12 protein-coding genes are annotated in these 18,124 nt (G+C 66.4%); 6 read left to right on the top strand and 6 right to left on the bottom strand.

Annotated elements, in window-relative coordinates; translation table 11 throughout:
* Positions 1-29 precede the first annotated feature (29 nt).
* The 5 genes from EI171_RS32375 to EI171_RS32355 all read left to right on the top strand — a co-directional run bounded on the left by EI171_RS32375 (position 30) and on the right by EI171_RS32355 (position 8,554).
* Positions 30-1,373, top strand: coding sequence for a methyl-accepting chemotaxis protein (locus EI171_RS32375; protein WP_011085913.1), 1,344 nt, complete (start codon positions 30-32; stop codon positions 1,371-1,373).
* A gap of 223 nt (positions 1,374-1,596) precedes the next feature.
* Positions 1,597-3,174 carry a Do family serine endopeptidase gene (locus EI171_RS32370; RefSeq protein ID WP_011085914.1) on the top strand — a complete coding sequence of 526 codons (1,578 nt, stop codon included), beginning with the start codon at positions 1,597-1,599 and terminating at the stop codon, positions 3,172-3,174.
* Between the two features lie 271 nt (positions 3,175-3,445).
* The gene (locus EI171_RS32365; protein ID WP_038965709.1) at positions 3,446-4,126 is read left to right on the top strand and encodes a response regulator transcription factor; all 681 of its coding nucleotides are present in this window, start codon (positions 3,446-3,448) and stop codon (positions 4,124-4,126) included.
* A complete protein-coding gene (locus tag EI171_RS32360) occupies positions 4,110-5,570 on the top strand; it encodes an ATP-binding protein (RefSeq protein ID WP_161535740.1) in 1,461 nt (486 codons plus the stop codon). The genes EI171_RS32365 and EI171_RS32360 overlap by 17 nt, the downstream gene beginning before the upstream one ends.
* Positions 5,567-8,554, top strand: a complete 2,988-nt coding sequence (locus tag EI171_RS32355) for a bifunctional [glutamine synthetase] adenylyltransferase/[glutamine synthetase]-adenylyl-L-tyrosine phosphorylase (protein WP_161535739.1) — start codon at positions 5,567-5,569, stop codon at positions 8,552-8,554. The genes EI171_RS32360 and EI171_RS32355 overlap by 4 nt, the downstream gene beginning before the upstream one ends.
* On the opposite strand, the gene EI171_RS32350 is transcribed toward EI171_RS32355, so the two are convergent.
* From EI171_RS32350 to EI171_RS32330, 5 genes are read right to left on the bottom strand one after another with little or no spacing between them, the layout of a single operon-like run.
* Positions 8,511-8,744, bottom strand: coding sequence for a formate dehydrogenase subunit delta (locus EI171_RS32350; protein ID WP_161535738.1), 234 nt, complete (start codon positions 8,742-8,744; stop codon positions 8,511-8,513). The two genes, EI171_RS32355 and EI171_RS32350, sit on opposite strands and share 44 nt — an antisense overlap.
* On the bottom strand, positions 8,734-9,561 hold the full coding sequence (gene fdhD / locus EI171_RS32345; protein WP_011085919.1) for a formate dehydrogenase accessory sulfurtransferase FdhD: 828 nt from the start codon (positions 9,559-9,561) through the stop codon (positions 8,734-8,736). The genes EI171_RS32350 and fdhD overlap by 11 nt, the downstream gene beginning before the upstream one ends.
* 4 nt (positions 9,562-9,565) lie before the next feature.
* Positions 9,566-12,439 (bottom strand): formate dehydrogenase subunit alpha, encoded by a 2,874-nt coding sequence (gene fdhF / locus EI171_RS32340; protein WP_161535737.1) that lies wholly within the window; start codon positions 12,437-12,439, stop codon positions 9,566-9,568.
* 10 nt (positions 12,440-12,449) lie between these two features.
* Positions 12,450-14,006 (bottom strand): NADH-quinone oxidoreductase subunit NuoF, encoded by a 1,557-nt coding sequence (locus EI171_RS32335; protein ID WP_161535736.1) that lies wholly within the window; start codon positions 14,004-14,006, stop codon positions 12,450-12,452.
* Entirely contained in the window at positions 14,003-14,491 is a 489-nt protein-coding gene (locus EI171_RS32330) for a formate dehydrogenase subunit gamma (RefSeq protein WP_161535735.1), read from the bottom strand. The genes EI171_RS32335 and EI171_RS32330 overlap by 4 nt, the downstream gene beginning before the upstream one ends.
* Before the next feature lie 224 nt (positions 14,492-14,715).
* On the opposite strand from EI171_RS32330, the gene EI171_RS32325 reads away from it, so the two are divergent.
* Complete coding sequence (locus EI171_RS32325; RefSeq protein WP_011085923.1) at positions 14,716-15,609, top strand: LysR family transcriptional regulator; 894 nt, start codon at positions 14,716-14,718, stop codon at positions 15,607-15,609.
* A gap of 2 nt (positions 15,610-15,611) precedes the next feature.
* On the opposite strand, the gene EI171_RS32320 is transcribed toward EI171_RS32325, so the two are convergent.
* Positions 15,612-17,942: a PAS domain-containing sensor histidine kinase gene (locus tag EI171_RS32320; protein ID WP_011085924.1), complete on the bottom strand. Its 2,331-nt coding sequence runs from the start codon at positions 17,940-17,942 to the stop codon at positions 15,612-15,614.
* Between the last annotated feature and the right edge of the window lie 182 nt (positions 17,943-18,124).

Below are 18,124 nucleotides of genomic sequence, written 5' to 3'. Positions count from 1 at the left end.
AGATTTGATTCCAGACTCTGAGTTCCCCGATGTTCGCGAACAGCAATCTGACGATCCGCTTCCTGGTCGGCGCCGTCGTCGCTGCATTATTGTTCCTGCTGGGCATCGGCGGCGGCACCGGATTCGTCGCGGTGCTCTATCTCAACAACGAGATCACCAGCCTGTCGTCGGACTTTGCTGCGCTGAGCGGGCCCGCACGCGATCACGCGATGCAGATCTACCAGCAGGCACAGGCCGCATTCTCCTACTTCCTGATCGCCTGCGGTGTGATTGCGGTCGTCGCCTGCGCGATCTGCCTCACGACCTGGTTTGCCGTGCGCAACGGTATCCTCAGTCCGTTGGCGGCGATCGTGCATGCCATGCGCGAGGTCGCCGACCAGAAGTTCGAAACCCCCGTGCCGGGGCTCGGCGGCACCAACGAAATCGGCCTGCTCGCCGGCGCGCTGGAGGTCTTCAAGACCAACGGGCTCGAACGGCGCCGCCTCACCGAGCAGCAATTGCGTGAAGCGCAGCACCAGGCCGAGCGGTCGAAATTCCTGGACGCCCGGATCAAGCGCTTCAACGATCTCGTAGCCAGCGTCGTCGATAGCGTGGCCTCGTCGGCCGTGCATCTGAAGAGCAATGCCGAGACGCTGTCGCGGACGGCCAACGACACCAGCACCAAGGCCAATGCGGTGGCGAGCGGAGCGAGCCAGGCCAGCGCCAGCGTGCAGACGGTCGCGGGTTCCGCCGAGGAGATGACGAATTCGATCGGCACGATCAGCCGACGCGTCACCGATGCGACCCAGCGCGCCGAGGGCGCGGCGGCGCAAGCCGAGAAGAGCCGCGACACCATCCACACGCTGTCGGACGCCGCCGACAAGATCGGCGAGGTCGTGCAGCTCGTGCAGGCGATCGCATCGCAGACCAACCTTTTGGCGCTCAACGCCACCATCGAGGCGGCGCGGGCGGGGGAGGCCGGCAAGGGGTTTGCCGTCGTCGCCTCCGAGGTGAAGAGCCTCGCGCACCAGACCAGCAAGGCGACGGAGGAGATCACCTCCCATGTCGCCAGCATCCAGGGCATCACCGCGGAGACGCGCGGGGCGATCGACGGCATCTCGAAGACGCTGTCGGAGATCTCGTCGATCATGTCCGGCATCGAGGTCGACACTGCCCAGCAGCGCAACGCCACCCAGGACATCTCGCGCAGCGTCCAGGACGCCGCGCGCGGCACGCTCGACGTGTCCAACCACATCGCCCAGATCACCTCGACCTCCGCCGAGACCGGTCGCATGGCGGCCGAGGCCCGGGATTCCGCTGTCGATCTGTCGCAGCAGGCCGAGACCCTGAAGCGTGAAGTCGACGAGTTCATCGTCAGCGTCAGGGCAAGCTGAGGTCGCCTAAAACCTTGCCGGGGAGGCGGTCACCTGAACTCGAATAAGTTCCTGTGAGACCACAACTTTCGGTCTGCGCTAAACTGCCGCATCAACGCCGCCCCTTCATTACGAAAGTTTAACCCCGCCGCCAGCGCACGGTAAGGCGCGAGCCCCCATCTTCAGGTCCGTAAGGTGCTGCCATCCCGCACCAAATGGATTTCAAGGCCCTGGAGAGCTCTGCATGACCGAACGTCCCGACCTTTCGAACCTTCCGTCCTACCGGCAGCCGCGCCGGTCGGTCTTCTCCGCGCGCAAGATCGCGCTGATGGCCTCGGTCGTCGCCGGCTTCGGCGCAGCCGTCTACGGCTTCAGCCCGTCGGTGTCGCCGGCCGACCTGTTCTCAAGCCCGGCGCATGCGCAGGTCAACAACGAGGTCCGGAAGGTTGAACGCCCGGTCGGCTTCGCCGACATCGTCGAGCGCGTGAAGCCGTCGGTGATCTCGGTGAAGGTCAACATCAAGGAAAAGACCGCGAGCAACGATGACGGCGACGATTCCTCCTCGCCGTTCCAGCCGGGCTCGCCGATGGAGCGCTTCTTCCGGCGCTTCGGCGGTCCGGATGGCATCCCGGGCATGAAGGGCGGCCGTGGCCGCGTCGTGCAGGGCCAGGGTTCCGGCTTCTTCATCTCGGCTGACGGCTTTGCCGTGACCAACAACCACGTGGTCGACGGCGCCGACAAGGTCGAGGTCACCACCGACGACGGCAAGACCTATACCGCCAAGGTGATCGGCACCGACCAGCGCACCGACCTTGCCCTGATCAAGGTCGAGGGCGGCTCGAACTTCCCGTTCGCAAAGCTTGCCGACGGCAAGCCGCGGATCGGCGACTGGGTGCTCGCAGTCGGCAATCCCTTCGGTCTCGGCGGCACCGTGACCGCGGGCATCGTCTCGGCCAGCGGCCGCGACATCGGCAACGGTCCCTATGACGATTTCATCCAGATCGACGCGCCCGTGAACAAGGGCAATTCCGGCGGTCCGGCCTTCAACACCGACGGCGAGGTGATGGGCGTCAACACCGCGATCTACTCGCCCTCCGGCGGCAGTGTCGGCATCGCGTTCTCGATCCCGGCCAACACCGTGAAGACGGTTGTTGCCCAGCTCAAGGACAAGGGTTCGGTCAGCCGCGGCTGGATCGGCGTGCAGATTCAGCCGGTGACGTCGGATATCGCCGACAGCCTCGGCATGAAGAAGGCCGAAGGGGCGCTGGTGGCGGAGCCGCAGGCGAACGGTCCGGCGGCGAAGGCCGGCATCGAGTCCGGCGACGTGATCACCTCGGTCAACGGCGAATCCGTCAAGGACGCCCGCGAGCTCGCCCGCACCATCGGCGGCATGGCGCCCGGTGCGATCGTGAAGCTCAACGTGCTGCACAAGGGCCAGGACAAGGTCGTGAACCTCACCCTCGGCCAGCTGCCGAACACGGTCGAGGCCAAGGCCGATACCGATAACGACAGCGGCAAGGGCGCGACCAAGGGCACCGACGTGCCCAAGCTCGGCATGACCGTTGCGCCCGCGAACTCCGTGGCCGGCGCCGGCAAGGAAGGCGTCGTGGTTACCGAAGTCGATCCGAAGAGCGCCGCGGCCGAACGCGGCTTCAAGGAAGGCGACGTGATTCTCGAAGTCGGCGGCAAGAGCGTCAGCACCGCCGGCGATGTCCGCGAGGCCATCAACACGGCGCGGACCGACAACAAGAACAGCGTCCTGATGCGCGTGAAGAGCGGCGGCCAGTCGCGCTTCGTCGCGATTCCCCTCGCCAAGGGGTAAGCGTCAGGAGGCTACGCAATGAAGGGTGTCGCCGGCATCAGTCGCCCCAGCCGCCGGCGCCCTTCGGGGGAGCAGCGTAACATTCGCTTCCCCAATCTACCTTCCGGTGGAATTACGCCCCCCTCCGTCGGAAGGCCTAGGGCGGTGAGGTCCCCCCAGCTTCACCGCCCGCCTTTTTCTCGACCCGAGACTCTCCCACTCGGCTTGCATGCGATTGCCGCTCGCGCCATGTTTAGAGAAGGTGACCTCCTTGACCGCCGCCGAACGCACGATGCGCCTCCTCATCATTGAAGACGACCGCGAATCCGCCGACTACCTCGTGAAGGCGTTTCGCGAAGTCGGACACATTGCCGACCACGCCCCCGACGGCGAGGAAGGCCTCGCCATGGCCGAGAACGGGGATTACGACGTGCTGGTGGTCGACCGCATGCTGCCTAAGCGCGACGGCCTGTCGTTGATCGGCGCGCTGCGCGACAAGGGCAACACCGCGCCGGTGCTGATTCTCTCCGCGCTCGGGCAGGTCGACGACCGCATCAAGGGCCTGCGCGCCGGCGGCGACGACTATCTGCCCAAGCCATATTCGTTCGCCGAGCTCCTGGCGCGGGTCGAGGTGCTGTCGCGCCGCCGCGGCGGCCCGGCCGAGGACACGCTCTATCGTGTCGGCGATCTCGAGCTCGACCGGCTCTCCCATCGCGTTGCCCGCGGCAAGGATGAACTGACGCTTCAGCCGCGCGAATTCCGCCTGCTCGAATACCTCATGAAGCACGCCGGCCAGGTGGTGACGCGCACCATGCTGTTGGAGAACGTCTGGGACTATCATTTCGATCCGCAGACCAACGTGATCGACGTGCACATTTCGCGGCTGCGCTCCAAGATCGACAAGGGTTTTGAGCGGCCGCTGCTGCACACGATCCGCGGCGCCGGGTACATGATCCGTGACGGCATTCGGTAAACTGATCCGCACCACGGCATTCCGGCTGACGCTGGTCTACCTGTTTCTGTTCGCGATTTTCGCAGCCTCGCTGCTCGCCTATTTCGCCTGGAATACGCGGCGGCTCATCACCGAGGAAATCACGCAGACGGTGAATGCCGAGACCTCGGAGATCAACGAGATCTACGGCCGCCGCGGCCTCGTCGGCCTCGTGCGCGCGATCGAGTATCGGGCGCTGCGACCGGGCGCCAATCTCTACCTCGTGACGACGCCGACGGGGCAGGCGGTGGCCGGCAATGTCGGCTCGCTGGCGCCGGGCGTGATGGCAACGCGCGGCTGGACCGAGACGGCCTATCGGCGGATCGAGGACGCCGACGAGCGCGATCACCGCGCGCTCGTGCGCGTCACCGAGCTCGAAAACGGCTTCCGGCTGCTGATCGGCCGCGACCTCGCCGAGCGGCGTCGTCTGTTCGGCATCGTCGCCAAGGCCGCGCAATGGTCAGTCCTGATCGTGGTCGTGCTCGGGCTCGGCGGCGGCGTCTTCGTCGCGCGCAGAGTGCTCAGGCGCATCGACGCGATGAGCGGCACGGCGCACCGCATCATGACCGGCGATCTCAGCGAGCGCCTGCCGGTGGGGCGCAGCGGCGACGAGCTCGACCGCCTCGCCGAAAACCTCAATGCCATGCTGGAGCGCATCGAGGCGCTGATGGCGGGGCTGAAGGAGGTCTCCGACAATATCGCCCACGATCTCAAGACGCCGCTGACGCGCTTGCGCAACCGCGCCGAGGAAGCGTTGGCGAAATCGGGCTGCGAGGCCGACTACCGCGCCGCGCTGGAGCGGACCATCGAGGAATCCGACGGGCTGATCCGCACCTTCAACGCGCTGCTGATGATCGCGCGCGCCGAGTCCGGCCAGGCGCGCGGCAACATGGACGATTTCGATGCCGCCGATGTCGCGGGCGGCATCCACGAGCTCTACGAGCCGCTCGCCGAGGACGACGGCATGACCTTGAAGGTCAAGGCCGATCCGACGCCGGTTCACGGCAACCGCGAGCTGATCAGCCAGGCGCTCGCCAATCTGGTCGAGAATGCCATCAAATACGGCAAGCCGGTCACGCAGGCCGGCGGAACCGTGGTCAGCATGGACTCTGGGCAGATCATGATCGAGGCGAAGCGCGAGGGCGACCAGGTGCTGCTGAGCGTCACCGATCGCGGCCCCGGTATTCCGGAAGCCGACCGCAAACATGCTGTCGAACGATTCGTCCGGCTTGAAGCTAGCCGCACGCTGCCGGGCTCCGGCCTCGGCCTCAGCCTTGCCTCCGCAGTTGCGACGCTCCATAGCGGAGAATTGCGGCTGGGCGATGCCCATCCCGGCCTCGTCGCCACGCTGGTGCTGTCGGCGCGCGCGGGCGCGGGCGACAGGGTTGCTCCTCCAATACCGGATGTGCCACAGAAGGTGGCATGAACCACTCCGCGCCGGGAAACGCGGACAAGCATGGTGAGAGCCTGGCCGCACGCTTCGCGGAGGCTCCCCATATTGCCGCTTCCACAACCGACGAACGACGTTTTGAAAGCTGGCTGGCCGAGCTCGAGCCGGCACAATCGGCTCGTCTCGAAGCGCTGCTGGTTCATCCCTTCGCCCGGAATATCCTCGCCGGCATCGCGGAATTCTCGCCCTATCTGTTCGATCTGGTGCGCGCCGATCCGCTGCGCCTGATCCGGCTGCTCGAATGCGATCCGGATACTCATCTCGCCGCACTGATCGCGGAGGCGAGGGGCGCGGTGGTCGCGGCACCTGACGAGGCCGAGGTGATGCGGCTGCTTCGCCGCATGAAGGCGGAGGCGGCGCTCCTGACCGCGTTGTGCGATATCGGCGGGGTCTGGCCGGTGATGCGGGTGACGGCGGCGCTGACCGATGTCGCGGTCTCCTCCGTGCAGGCGGCGCTCCAGTACCTGCTGCGGCAGGAAGCCGCACGAGGAAAGCTTTTCCCGCCTAATCCCGAGGCACCGGAAGAGGGCTGCGGCCTGATCGTGCTCGCGATGGGCAAGATGGGGGCGGGCGAGCTGAACTATTCCAGCGACATCGACCTCATCGTGTTCTTCGACCCTGACGCCACGACGCTGGCGCCGGATATCGAGCCGCAGCCGTTTTTCGTCCGCGTGACGCAAGGCATGGCACGCATTCTCCAGCAGCGCACCTATGACGGCTATGTCTTCCGCGTCGATCTACGCCTGCGCCCCGATCCGTCCTCGACGCAGGTGGCGATCTCACGGGACGCCGCGCTGCATTACTACGAGCGGGAAGGGCGCACCTGGGAACGCGCCGCGATGATCAAGGCGCGCGCCTGTGCCGGCGATGCCAGGGCAGGCGAGGCGCTGCTCGCCGAGATCGCCCCCTTCGTCTGGCGCAAGCATCTCGACTTCGCCGCGCTTGCCGACGTCCACGACATGAAGCGGCAGATGCAGACCTATCGCGGCCAGAGTGAGGTCGCGGTCGAAGGCCACAACGTCAAGGTCGGCCGCGGCGGCATCCGCGAGATCGAGTTTTTCGCGCAGACCCAGCAGTTGATCGCCGGCGGCCGCCATCCGGAATTGCGGGTGCGGCCGACGCTCGCCGCGCTCGATGTGCTCGCCAGCAGCAACTGGATCACCCTTGCGGCGCGTGACGAACTCGCCAGGGCGTACGAATTCCTGCGCCGGGTCGAGCATCGCCTCCAGATGGTCGCCGACGAGCAGACCCATGCGCTGCCCGACGACAGGGAAGCGGTCGAGCGCTTTGCCCGGTTCTTCGGCTATCCGGATCGCGAGGCCTTTGCGCGCGACCTGCTGCGGCAGCTCGAGATCGTGCAGGGGCACTACGAGAAGCTGTTCGAGGGCGATGACCCGACCGGCACGGCAAAGCTGCCGGCGCTCGACTACAGTGCAGGTCCCGACGATCCGCGCCTGTTCCAGCACCTGACGACGCTCGGCTTCAAGAAGCCTGCCGCCGTGGCGCAGACCGTGCGCGACTGGATCACGGGCGACTATCGCGTGTTCCGCAACGAGGCGACGCGAACCGCCTTCATCGAATTCGTGCCGGCCCTGATCGACGGCCTCGCCCTCGCCGAGGAGCCGGACCGCGCCGTCGTGGCGTTCGATCAATTCCTTGGGGCGCTCCAGCGTGGCGGCCGGCTGATCACGCTGCTTGGCCAGAACCGCGATCTCGTCGCGCTCGTGGCGCTGGTGCTGGGCGCGGCGCCGCGGCTCGGCGAGATGCTGGCGCGGCAGCCGCAGCTCATGGATGGGTTGATCGATCCGCGCTTCTTCGGCGCGATGCCGGACAGGCGGGAATTGTCGGGGCGGCTCGCCGCCACCGTGCAGGATGCCGCCTCATATGAGGAATTCCTCGATCGCCTGCGCCTGTTCGGGCAGGAGAGCCTGTTCCTGATCGGCACGCGCATCCTCTCCGGCACGGTCTCGGCGCAGCAGGCGAGCACGGCCTTTGCCGACGTCGCCGAAGGCGTCGTCCACACAGTGCATGACCTCGTTGCCGATCGCTTTGCCGCCCAGCACGGCCGGATCAAGGGGCAGGAGACGGCGATCATCGCGATGGGCCGGCTCGGCAGCCGCGAAATGACCGCGTCGTCCGATCTCGACCTGATCCTGCTGTACGATTTCGACAGCGAGAATCCGGACTCGGACGGGCCGAAATCGCTTCAAGGCGCGCATTATTTCGCGCGCTTCACCCAGCGCCTGATCAGCGCCTTCACGACGCGCACCAATTACGGCGTGCTCTATGAGATCGACATGCGGCTGCGCCCGTCGGGGCGGGCCGGCCCGGTGGCCTCGAGCCTTGCCTCCTTCGCGGATTATCAGGCCAACGAGGCCTGGACCTGGGAGCACATGGCACTGACGCGTGCCCGCGTGGTGTCGGCATCGGCTGAATTCGGCGAGCGGATCGCGGGCGTCATCCGCGATGTCCTGACCCGCCGCCGCGATCCTGCCACCATCGCCAACGACGTCGCCGACATGCGGCGCGCGATCGCGCAGGAGAAGGGCGAGACCGACTATTGGGATCTCAAATATGCCGCCGGCGGCATGATCGACATCGACTTCATCGCGCAATATCTCCAGCTCGTGCATGCCCATCACAAGCCGGATATTCTCGACGTCAGCACGCTTCAGGTGCTGGACAATGCGGCGAGGCTCGGCGTGCTGCCGCAGTCGGAGGCCGAGATCCTGCGTGCCGCGGCGCGGCTCTATCACGACCTGACGCAGATCCTGCGGCTCTGCGTCAGCGACCGCTTCAAGCCGGAAACCGCCGGCACCGATCTCCAACGCGTGATGGCGCGTGCCGGCGACGCGCCGGATTTCTCGTCGCTGGAGGCGCGTGTGAAGGAGACGCAGAGCGAGGTGCGGCGCGTGTTCAGGGCGTTGCTGGAAGGGACGTCGCCGGCTTCAGCGAGGTGAGGGCCTCGCGGACATTGGGCTCCAGGTCCGCGCCGCCGGCGTCGAGATGGGCGAAGATCGCGCGCTTCATCCGGGGATCCCAGAACTTCTTGATATGCTCGGCGATTCCCGGCACGGCCTTGTCGTGGCCCTGGCTCTGGAAGAACCTGCCGATCTGGTTGGCCATGTAGATCAGGCGGTCAGGCGACATCGGCAACCTCCGTGGCATGGCAGGCGACGATGCGGCCGCCATGCGTGAACACTTCGAACCCGTCTTGCCGGGCAATGGCGATCAGCGTGATGCCGGCGGCTTCCGCGGTGCGGACCGCGAGCGCGGTCGGCGCGGAGACCGCGACCATCAGCGGCGCGCCGATCGCGGCGGTCTTCTGCACCATCTCGACCGAGACGCGGCTCGTCAGCAGCACCATGCCGCCGCGCGCATCCGTCCGGCTGCGCGCCAGCGCACCGGCAAGCTTGTCCAGCGCGTTGTGGCGGCCGACATCCTCGCGCAGCGCGACGATGTTGCCGGCAGGCGACCAGAACGCGGCGGCGTGAACGGCGCGGGTTTGCATGTTGATCGATTGCAGCGGCGCGATGGCCTGCATCGCCGTCATGATCTGCTCGGGCGTGAAGTTCTGCCCCGGCGGCACGACGGCCGCAGGCCGCACGGCTTCTGCAATGGACTCGATGCCGCAGATGCCGCAGCCGGTCGGGCCGGCGATATGACGCCGCCGTTCGCTGATGCGCGCGGCTTGGTCCGGCGCAAGCCACATGCGCAGCTCGATGCCGTCGTCGAGGCGGACTATTTCGAGCGACCGGATGTCGTCGACCGATCTGACGATGCCTTCGCTGAGGCTGAAGCCGACTGCGAAGTCCTCGAGGTTTTGCGGCGTCCCCATCATGACGGCATAGGTGCCGCCATTGTAGGTCAGCGCCAGCGGCGTCTCCTCGGGGATCAGCCGCGTGCCCTCGGACGCAACGCTGTGGCGCCAGATCTCGCGGTCGATGGCCTGGACCGGCACGTGCATGCGCTTACTCCGCAGCCTCGGCGGGCGCGATGCGGCGGGAGTGCCGCGCCTGCGCGTCATAGGACTTCTGCCAGTCGGACGGGCCGTTCGACGGCGAGATCTGCACCGCCGTGACCTTGTATTCGGGACAGTTGGTCGCCCAGTCCGAATAGTCCGTCGTGATGACGTTGGCCTGTGTGTCCGGGTGGTGGAAGGTGGTGTAGACGACGCCCGGCGCGACGCGATCGGTGATCTCCGCGCGCAGCGTGGTCTCGCCGGCGCGGCTCGTCAACCGCACCCAGTCGCCGTCGCGCACCCCGCGCTGCTCGGCGTCGTGTGGGTGGATCTCCAGCCGGTCCTCGGCATGCCAGACCACGTTCTCGGTCCGCCTTGTCTGCGCGCCGACATTGTACTGGCTGAGGATGCGCCCCGTGGTGAGCAGCAGCGGGAAACGTGGGCCGGTCCGCTCGTCGGTCGCGACATATTCGGTGACGATGAACTTGCCCTTGCCGCGGACGAAGCCGTCGATATGCATCACCGGCGTGCCCTCGGGCGCCTTCTCGTTGCACGGCCACTGCACCGAGCCGAGCTCGTCGAGCTTGGCATAGGAGACGCCGGTGAAGGTCGGCGTCAGCGCCGCGATCTCGTCCATGATCTCGGACGGGTGGCTGTAGTTCATCTCGAAGCCCATGGCCTTGGCAAGGCCGATGGTGACTTCCCAGTCGGCCATGCCGTTCTTCGGCGTCATCACCTTGCGCACGCGCTGGATGCGGCGTTCAGCGTTGGTAAAGGTGCCGTCCTTCTCGAGGAAGCTCGAGCCGGGCAGGAAGACGTGGGCGTAGTTCGCGGTCTCGTTCAGGAACAGGTCGTGGACGATCACGCATTCCATCGCCGACAGCGCCGCCACCACATGCGAGGTGTTGGGGTCGGACTGGAGGATGTCCTCACCCTGCACGTAGATGCCCATGAACGTGCCCTCGATCGCGGCATCGAACATGTTGGGAATGCGCAGGCCCGGCTCCGGGTTGAGCTTGACGTTCCAGAGCGCCTCGAACTGGTCGCGCACGGCATCGCCCGAGATGTGGCGGTAGCCGGGCAGCTCGTGCGGGAACGAGCCCATGTCGCAGGAACCCTGCACGTTGTTCTGGCCGCGCAACGGGTTCACGCCGACGCCGGGACGGCCGATATTGCCGGTCGCCATCGCGAGGTTGGCGATCGCGATCACCGTGGTCGAACCCTGGCTGTGCTCGGTGACGCCGAGACCGTAATAGATCGCGCCGTTGCCGCCGGTGGCGTAGATGCGGGCCGCTTCGCGCAGCGCCTTGGGGTCCACGCCGGTGAGGATCGCCGTTGCTTCCGGGCTGTTGTTCGGCTGGGCGACGAAGGCGGCCCATTCCTCGAACTCGGTCCAGTCGCAGCGCTCGCGCACGAAGGCTTCGTTGACGAGGCCCTCGGTGACGATGACATGCGCCAGCGCGGTGACGACCGCGACGTTGGTGCCGGGCATCAGCGGCAGATGCAGCGCCTTCACATGCGGCGATTCCACCATCTCGGTGCGGCGCGGATCGATCACGATCAGCTTGGCACCCTGGCGCAGGCGCTTCTTCAGGCGCGAGGCGAAGACGGGGTGTGCGGAGGCCGGATTGGCGCCGATGACGACGGCGACGTCGGTGTTCTCCACGGAGTCGAAGTCCTGGGTGCCGGCCGACGTGCCGAAGGTCTGCGACAGGCCATAGCCGGTCGGCGAGTGGCAGACGCGGGCGCAGGTATCGACATTGTTGTTGCCGAAGCCGGCCCGGATCAGCTTCTGCACCAAATAGGTCTCTTCGTTGGTGCAACGGGACGAGGTGATGCCGCCGATGGCGTCGCGACCGTACTTCTTCTGGATGCCGCGCATCCTGGCGGCGGCGAAGGAGAACGCCTCATCCCAGGACACTTCGCGCCAGGGATCCTCGATCCGTTCGCGGATCATCGGCTTGAGGATGCGTTCCTTGTGGTTGGTGTAGCCCCAGGCGAAGCGTCCCTTGACGCAGGAATGGCCGCGATTGGCCTTGCCGTCCTTGTACGGCACCATGCGCACGACTTCCTCGCCGCGCATCTCCGCCTTGAAGGCGCAGCCGACGCCGCAATAGGCGCAGGTTGTGACGACCGAGTGCTCGGGCTGGCCGATCTCGATCACGGATTTTTCGGTCAGCGTCGCGGTCGGGCAGGCCTGCACGCAGGCGCCGCACGAGACGCATTCGGAGCCGAGGAAGCTCTCGCTCATGCCGGGCGAGACGCGACTGTCGAAGCCGCGGCCCGAGATCGTCAGCGCGAAGGTGCCTTGCACCTCCTCGCAGGCGCGGACGCAGCGCGAGCAGACGATGCACTTGGAGGGATCGTAGGTGAAGTAGGGGTTGGACTCGTCCTTCGGCATCCAGGCGGCGTTGACCTCGCCGTTGGATTTCGCGAAGACATGGTTCTCGCCCTCGTAGCCGTAGCGCACGTCGCGCAGGCCCACGGCGCCGGCCATGTCCTGCAACTCGCAATCGCCGTTGGCGCCGCAGGTGAGGCAGTCGAGCGGGTGATCGGAGATATAGAGCTCCATCACGCCCTTGCGCAGCTTCTTCAGCCGGTCGGTCTGGGTGTGCACGACGAGGCCCGGCATCACAGGCGTAGTGCAGGATGCCGGCGTGCCGGCGCGGCCCTCGATCTCGACGAGGCAGAGGCGGCAGGAGCCGAATGCATCGACCATGTCGGTCGCGCAGAGTTTCGGGATCTGGTGGCCGGCTTCCATCGCCGCGCGCATGATCGAGGTGCCCTCGGGCACCGAGATCTCCTTGCCGTCGATGGTCAGCGTCACCATCGTTCCCGATTTGGCGCGCGGCGTGCCGAAGTCGATTTCTTCGATCAGAGACATTGTCGTTCTCCTATTCCGCGGCCTGAAGCGTGGTCGGCGCCGGGACGAAGTCCTCCCGGAAGTGCTTCAATGCGCTGAGCACAGGATAGGGCGTGAAGCCGCCGAGCGCGCAGAGCGAGCCGAATTTCATGGTGTTGCAGAGGTCTTCGACGAGCGCGAGGTTTTCGCTGACGCGTTCGCCGTTGATGATCTTCTCGATGGTCTCGACGCCGCGGGTCGAGCCGATCCGGCAGGGCGTGCACTTGCCGCAGGATTCGACGGCGCAGAATTCCATCGCGAAGCGTGCCTGCCTGCGCATGTCGACGCTGTCGTCGAACACGACGATGCCGCCATGGCCGATCAGCCCGTCACGCGCGGCAAAGGCTTCGTAGTCGAACGGCGTGTCGAACAGCGCGCGGGGGAAGTAGGCGCCAAGGGGCCCGCCGACCTGCACCGCGCGGACCGGACGGCCGGTGGACGTGCCGCCGCCGATGTCGTCGACGAGCTCGCCGAGCGTCACGCCGAACGCGGTCTCGAACAGGCCGCCATGGCGGATATTGCCGGCGAGCTGGATCGGCATCGTGCCGCGCGAGCGGCCCATGCCGAAATCCGCATAGGCCTTCGCGCCTTCGGCGAGGATGAAGGGGATCGCCGCGAACGACAGCACGTTGTTGATCACGGTCGGCTTGCCGAACAGGCCGTGATGGGCCGGCAGCGGCGGCTTGGCGCGCACGATGCCGCGGCGGCCTTCGAGGCTCTCCAGCAGCGACGTTTCCTCGCCGCAGACATAGGCGCCGGCGCCGACGCGGACTTCGAGGTCGAAGCTGTAGGTCGAGCCGCCGATCTTGTCGCCGAGATAACCGCCGCGCTTCGCAGCCTGGATGGCGGCCTTCATCGCCTCGACCGCGTGCGGATATTCGCTGCGGATGTAGATGTAGCCCTTGGTCGCGCCGACGGTGATGCCGGCGGTGGTCATGCCCTCGATCACCAGGAAGGGATCGCCTTCCATGATCATGCGGTCGGCGAAGGTACCGCTGTCGCCTTCGTCGGCGTTGCAGACGATGAACTTGCGGTCGGCCTTGGCCTGGGCAACCGTCTTCCATTTGATGCCGGTCGGAAAGCCCGCGCCGCCGCGGCCGCGCAGGCCCGATGCGGTGACCTCGGTGAGGATGGCCTCCGAGCCGAGCGACAGCGCGCGCTCCAGGCCCTTGTAGCCACCGTGGGCGCGGTAGTCCTCGAGCGAGCGCGGATCGATCACGCCGCAGCGGGCGAAGGTGAGGCGGGTCTGGCGCTTCAGCCAGGGAATCTCGTCGGTCGCCCCTAACCGCAGCAGATGCGGCGTATTGCTGGCGAGCGCGTCGAGCAGGGAGGGTACATCGGTCTCGGTGACCGGGCCGAACGCGATCCGGCCCTGCGGCGTCGCGACCTCGACCAGCGGCTCCAGCCAGTACATGCCCCGCGAGCCGGTCCTGATGATCTCGACGGCGACGCCGCGCTTGGCCGCAGCCTGTTCCAGCGCCAGCGCAACCTCGTCGGCGCCGACGGCCAACGCACCCGCGTCGCGTGAGACGAAGAGACGCATGCTCATCGCTGTGCCTCCGCAACCAGCGCATCGAGACGCTTCTCGTCGAGCCGGCCGACGAGGCGACCGTCGAGCATCGCGGACGGTGCGGTCGCGCAGAGCCCGAGGCAGTAGATCGGCTCCAGCGTGACGCCATCATCGGCCGTCGTGTTGCCAAGCGACACGCCGAGCCGGGCCTCCGCACGCGCGGCCAGCGCATCGCCGCCCGCAGCCTGGCAGGCCTCGGCGCGGCAAAGCTTCAGCACGTGGCGGCCGGCCGGCTTGTGCCTGAAATCATGGTAGAAGGTGAACACGCCATGCACTTCGGCGCGCGACAGATTGAGCGCTTGCGCCACCATGGGAATGGCGGCCTCCGGCACGTAGCCGAACGCCTCCTGGAGCGCATGCAGGATGACCAGCGTCGCGCCCTCCTGCCTTGCATGTTCGGCGATGATCTCGGCGCCGCGCGTCTCGTCCCAAGGCTCGTAACAAGGCTCGTAAGTCGCTGTCATTCTTTGTTCTCAACCCGAGCGTTCCTGCCTCGCAAACTATTTGGAATCATTCGAAGATCAATAAAGCTGTCTCATGCTGCGATTGCGAATTCAGATCGATTGGCGGATGCAATCGATCGATACGGAAGTGGAATTAATCGCATTTCGCCTGCCGGTTTTTCCGTGTTGGCAAGGACCTGCCGTGCTAGCTTGCATGCCACGACAGAATTCGAGGGGACGTCCGGTTGATCGACAAGCTTGAACTGCTGCTGGCGCTGGCGAAGGAACGGCATTTCGGACGCGCGGCGGAAGCCTGCGGGGTCACCCAGCCGACGATGTCGACCGGGCTCAAGCAGCTCGAGGAGATCCTCGGCGTGATGCTGGTCCAGCGCGGGTCCCGCTTCCAGGGCTTTACGCCCGAGGGCGAGCGGGCGCTGGACTGGGCGCGGCGGATCGTGGGCGATGCCCGCGCGATGCGCCAGGAGATCAACTCGCTGAAGGACAAGCTCTCCGGTGAGATCCGCATCGCGGCGATCCCGACCGTGCTCGGCATGGTTGCCGCGCTGACGACGCCGTTCCGCGCCAGGCATCCCGAGGTGCGCTTCCGCATCCAGTCCACAACGTCATCGGAGGTGCTCGGGCTGCTCGAAAATCTCGAGGTGGACGCGGGGCTGACCTATATCGAGAACGAGCCGATCGGCAAGGTGCGCACCATTCCGCTCTACAACGAGAGCTATCGCCTCCTCACCGCGCCTGATGCGATGTTCGGTGATCGCGAGACGGTGACCTGGACCGAGGTCGGGCAGGTGCCGCTGTGCCTGCTCACGCCCGACATGCAGAACCGCCGCATCATCGACCGCGCGCTGCGCTCGGTCGGCGCGGAGGCGACGCCGACGCTGACCTCGAACTCGCTGCTCGTGCTGTTCACGCACGTGAAGACGGGACGCTGGGCGAGCGTGATGCCGGCCAAGCTCGCCGAGACGCTTGGCCTGTCCGATACCGTGCGTTCGATCCCGATCGTCGACCCCGAGGTCAATTACAGCATCGGCATGGTGATCCCGCAGCGCGATCCGATGACGCCGCTGATCGCGGCGCTGGTCAATGTCGCGCGCGAGGTCGCGCCGACGCTGCAATTGTAGCTTCAGGCCGCGGCCGATATCCCGGACGCCGCCTTGACGGCGTCGCGCGGCAGCGTCACGCGGACGACGGTGCCGACATCGATCTTCGAGCGCAGCCGCATCGAGCCGCCGTGGAGTTGCGCCAGCGAGCGTGCGATGGCGAGGCCCAGCCCCGAGCCGTGATAGGTCTTCGTGAGCTGGCTCTCGACCTGCTCGAACGGGCGTCCGAGCCGCGCCAGGGAGTGCGGGGCGATCCCGATGCCGGTGTCGGCGATCATCAGCACGATCCTGTCGTCGAGCTGCCGGCTGCGTACCACGATGCGTCCGCCGTCGGGCGTGAACTTCACCGCGTTCGAGAGCAGGTTGACGATGATCTGCTTGGTGGCGCGGCGGTCGGCGACGACGGAGATCGATTTCTCGATATCGGCATCGAGCGTCAGGTGCTTGTCCTGCGCGCGGCCGGAGACGACGCGCAGGGATTCCGCGAGCGTCCGCGCGAGGTCGAGCTCCTCCATGTCGAGCTTCATGCGGCCGGCCTCGATCTTGGACATGTCGAGGATGTCGTTGATGACTTCGAGGAGGTAGTGGCCGCTGGTCAGGATGTCCTGGCAATATTCCTGGTACTTCTCACTGCCGAGCTCGCCGAACAGGCCCGAGCCCATGATCTCGGAGAAGCCGATGATGGCGTTGAGCGGCGTGCGCAGCTCGTGGCTCATATTGGCGAGGAATTTCGACTTGGTCTGGTTGGCTTCCTCGGCGCGGGTCTTCTCGCGCTGATACTTCTCGGCGAGGTCGGCGAGCTCGTTGGTCTGGCGTTCGAGCGCGGCCTGCGAGCGCTTGAGGTCGATGACGGTGGCGCGCAGGCGCAGATCGTTGTCGACCAGCTTCTGCTCGTGCTCCTTGATGCGGGTGATGTCGGTGCCGACCGAGACGTAGCCGCCGTCCTTGGTGCGGCGCTCGCTGATGTGCAGCCAGCTGCCGTCGTCGAGCTGCGCCTCGAAGGTGCGCGCGCCCGGGCCTTGGGCAGCCGTCTCGTTGTGGCGGGTGCGCACCTCCGGCATGCGGCCGACCTCGAGCACGGTCTCGTAGGAGGTGCCGGGAATGACGGCGCTGTCGGGCAGCTTGTGCAGGCGCTGGAAGTGCGAGTTGCAGAGCACGAGGCGGTCGCTCGCGTCCCACAGCACGAAGGCCTCCGGAATGGTCTCGATGGCGTCGCGCAGACGCAAATCGGCTTCCACCGTGCGCTCGGCGAGGCTCTTCTGCTCGGTGATGTCGACGGCGATTCCGATCAGGTGAACGCTGGAGTCGGTCGCACCGCTCGTCTTTTCGCAGCGGACACGGAGCCAGATCCAGTGACCGTCGACATGCTGCATGCGGAAGGTCTGGTCGATGTGGTCGATCTTCTCGGAGATGAGCTGGTCGGCGATCTCGAACAGGTCGATGTCGTCGGACTTCACCAGCGCGTTGACCTCGCCGAAGGTCAGGAGCTCGTTGCGGCCGTCGAGGCCCAGCATCGAGAACATCGACTGCGACCAGAAGATCCGGCCGCGCGACAGGTCCCAGTCCCAGAGGCCGCAGCGGCCGCGGTTGAGCGCGGTGTCGATGCGGCCGCGCACCGCGTCGTTGATGAGATCGCCCTCGCGGGCGCGGGTCGACTGCCAGTGGAAGGCGAAACCGAGGATCAGGACGACGAAGCCGGTGGTGGCCGACAGCGTCACCGAGAGCGCGGCGTCCGAGCCCCAGATCGGCTCGTTGCGCTCCTGGATCACGGTGACGAAGCCGGGCAGCGACTTGATCTGCCGCGAGATCGCCATCGCGGCGTTGCCGTTCGGCAGCGTCATGTCGGAGATGTTGCCGTCGCGCGGCGGCGCCGCGAGCAACTGCGCCGTCGTGATTGAATCGAGCAGGCGGTCGTTGCCCGAGGGATCGCTGTCGACGGGAATGCGGGCGAGGATGCGGCGGTCGACGCCGGCCGAGGTGACGATGACATGGCGGCCCGTGGCCGTGCCCCAGGACGGGATCAGGTCGGGCAGCAGCGCCGGCAGGCTTTCGATGTTCTTCAGCCGTTCCTGCCGCGAGGAGGTGAGGCGGTCGATGCGCTCGGCGAGCAAATCGGCGAGTGCCGAGATGTCATGGCGGATCACCAGCCGCTTCTGGCGCGTCTGGTCGACGACCTGCACGAACGCGCCGAGGCAGATCGTGATCAGGAACGCGATGATGAGCGTCGGCACGGCGCGACGCAGCGCCGGCTCCGCGATCAGCAGCCGGTGATAGGCAGGTTTCGCGATCGATTGCGCCAATCCTTTGATCGAATCGGATTGGACGCACGCGTTCGCGGCGTCTGCACGCGACATGCCTTCGGCCCCCTGGAAAACTTGCTTGCAACTTGAGTTCGGAAGCAGCCCCACATCGCTTCCGAATCACACCGATTTGAATCCAGTTTTGCCGGGCTGTCGAGAGTCAACGAATCGTTAACGCGAATTTATTCTTATCCAATGAGCAGTTTGCGCGTCGCGTGCCCGCAAACTCACGTGCG

Origin of the sequence: Bradyrhizobium sp. LCT2 (assembly GCF_009931255.1) — a bacterium.
In the GTDB taxonomy this organism is placed as follows: Bacteria; Pseudomonadota; Alphaproteobacteria; order Rhizobiales; family Xanthobacteraceae; genus Bradyrhizobium; species Bradyrhizobium diazoefficiens.
The sequence above is the reverse complement of the archived record's forward strand: the minus strand, read 5'-3'. Positions and strand labels throughout refer to the sequence as shown.

Coding starts and splice junctions, on each gene's coding strand:
- EI171_RS32375 (WP_011085913.1), top strand. CDS start 30: ATGTTCGCGAACAGCAATCTGACGATCCGCTTCCTGGTCGGCGCCGTC.
- EI171_RS32335 (WP_161535736.1), bottom strand. CDS start 14,006: ATGAGCATGCGTCTCTTCGTCTCACGCGACGCGGGTGCGTTGGCCGTC.
- EI171_RS32350 (WP_161535738.1), bottom strand. CDS start 8,744: ATGTCGCCTGACCGCCTGATCTACATGGCCAACCAGATCGGCAGGTTC.
- fdhD (WP_011085919.1), bottom strand. CDS start 9,561: ATGCACGTGCCGGTCCAGGCCATCGACCGCGAGATCTGGCGCCACAGC.
- EI171_RS32370 (WP_011085914.1), top strand. CDS start 1,597: ATGACCGAACGTCCCGACCTTTCGAACCTTCCGTCCTACCGGCAGCCG.
- EI171_RS32365 (WP_038965709.1), top strand. CDS start 3,446: ATGCGCCTCCTCATCATTGAAGACGACCGCGAATCCGCCGACTACCTC.
- EI171_RS32330 (WP_161535735.1), bottom strand. CDS start 14,491: ATGACAGCGACTTACGAGCCTTGTTACGAGCCTTGGGACGAGACGCGC.
- EI171_RS32355 (WP_161535739.1), top strand. CDS start 5,567: ATGAACCACTCCGCGCCGGGAAACGCGGACAAGCATGGTGAGAGCCTG.
- EI171_RS32320 (WP_011085924.1), bottom strand. CDS start 17,942: ATGTCGCGTGCAGACGCCGCGAACGCGTGCGTCCAATCCGATTCGATC.
- fdhF (WP_161535737.1), bottom strand. CDS start 12,439: ATGTCTCTGATCGAAGAAATCGACTTCGGCACGCCGCGCGCCAAATCG.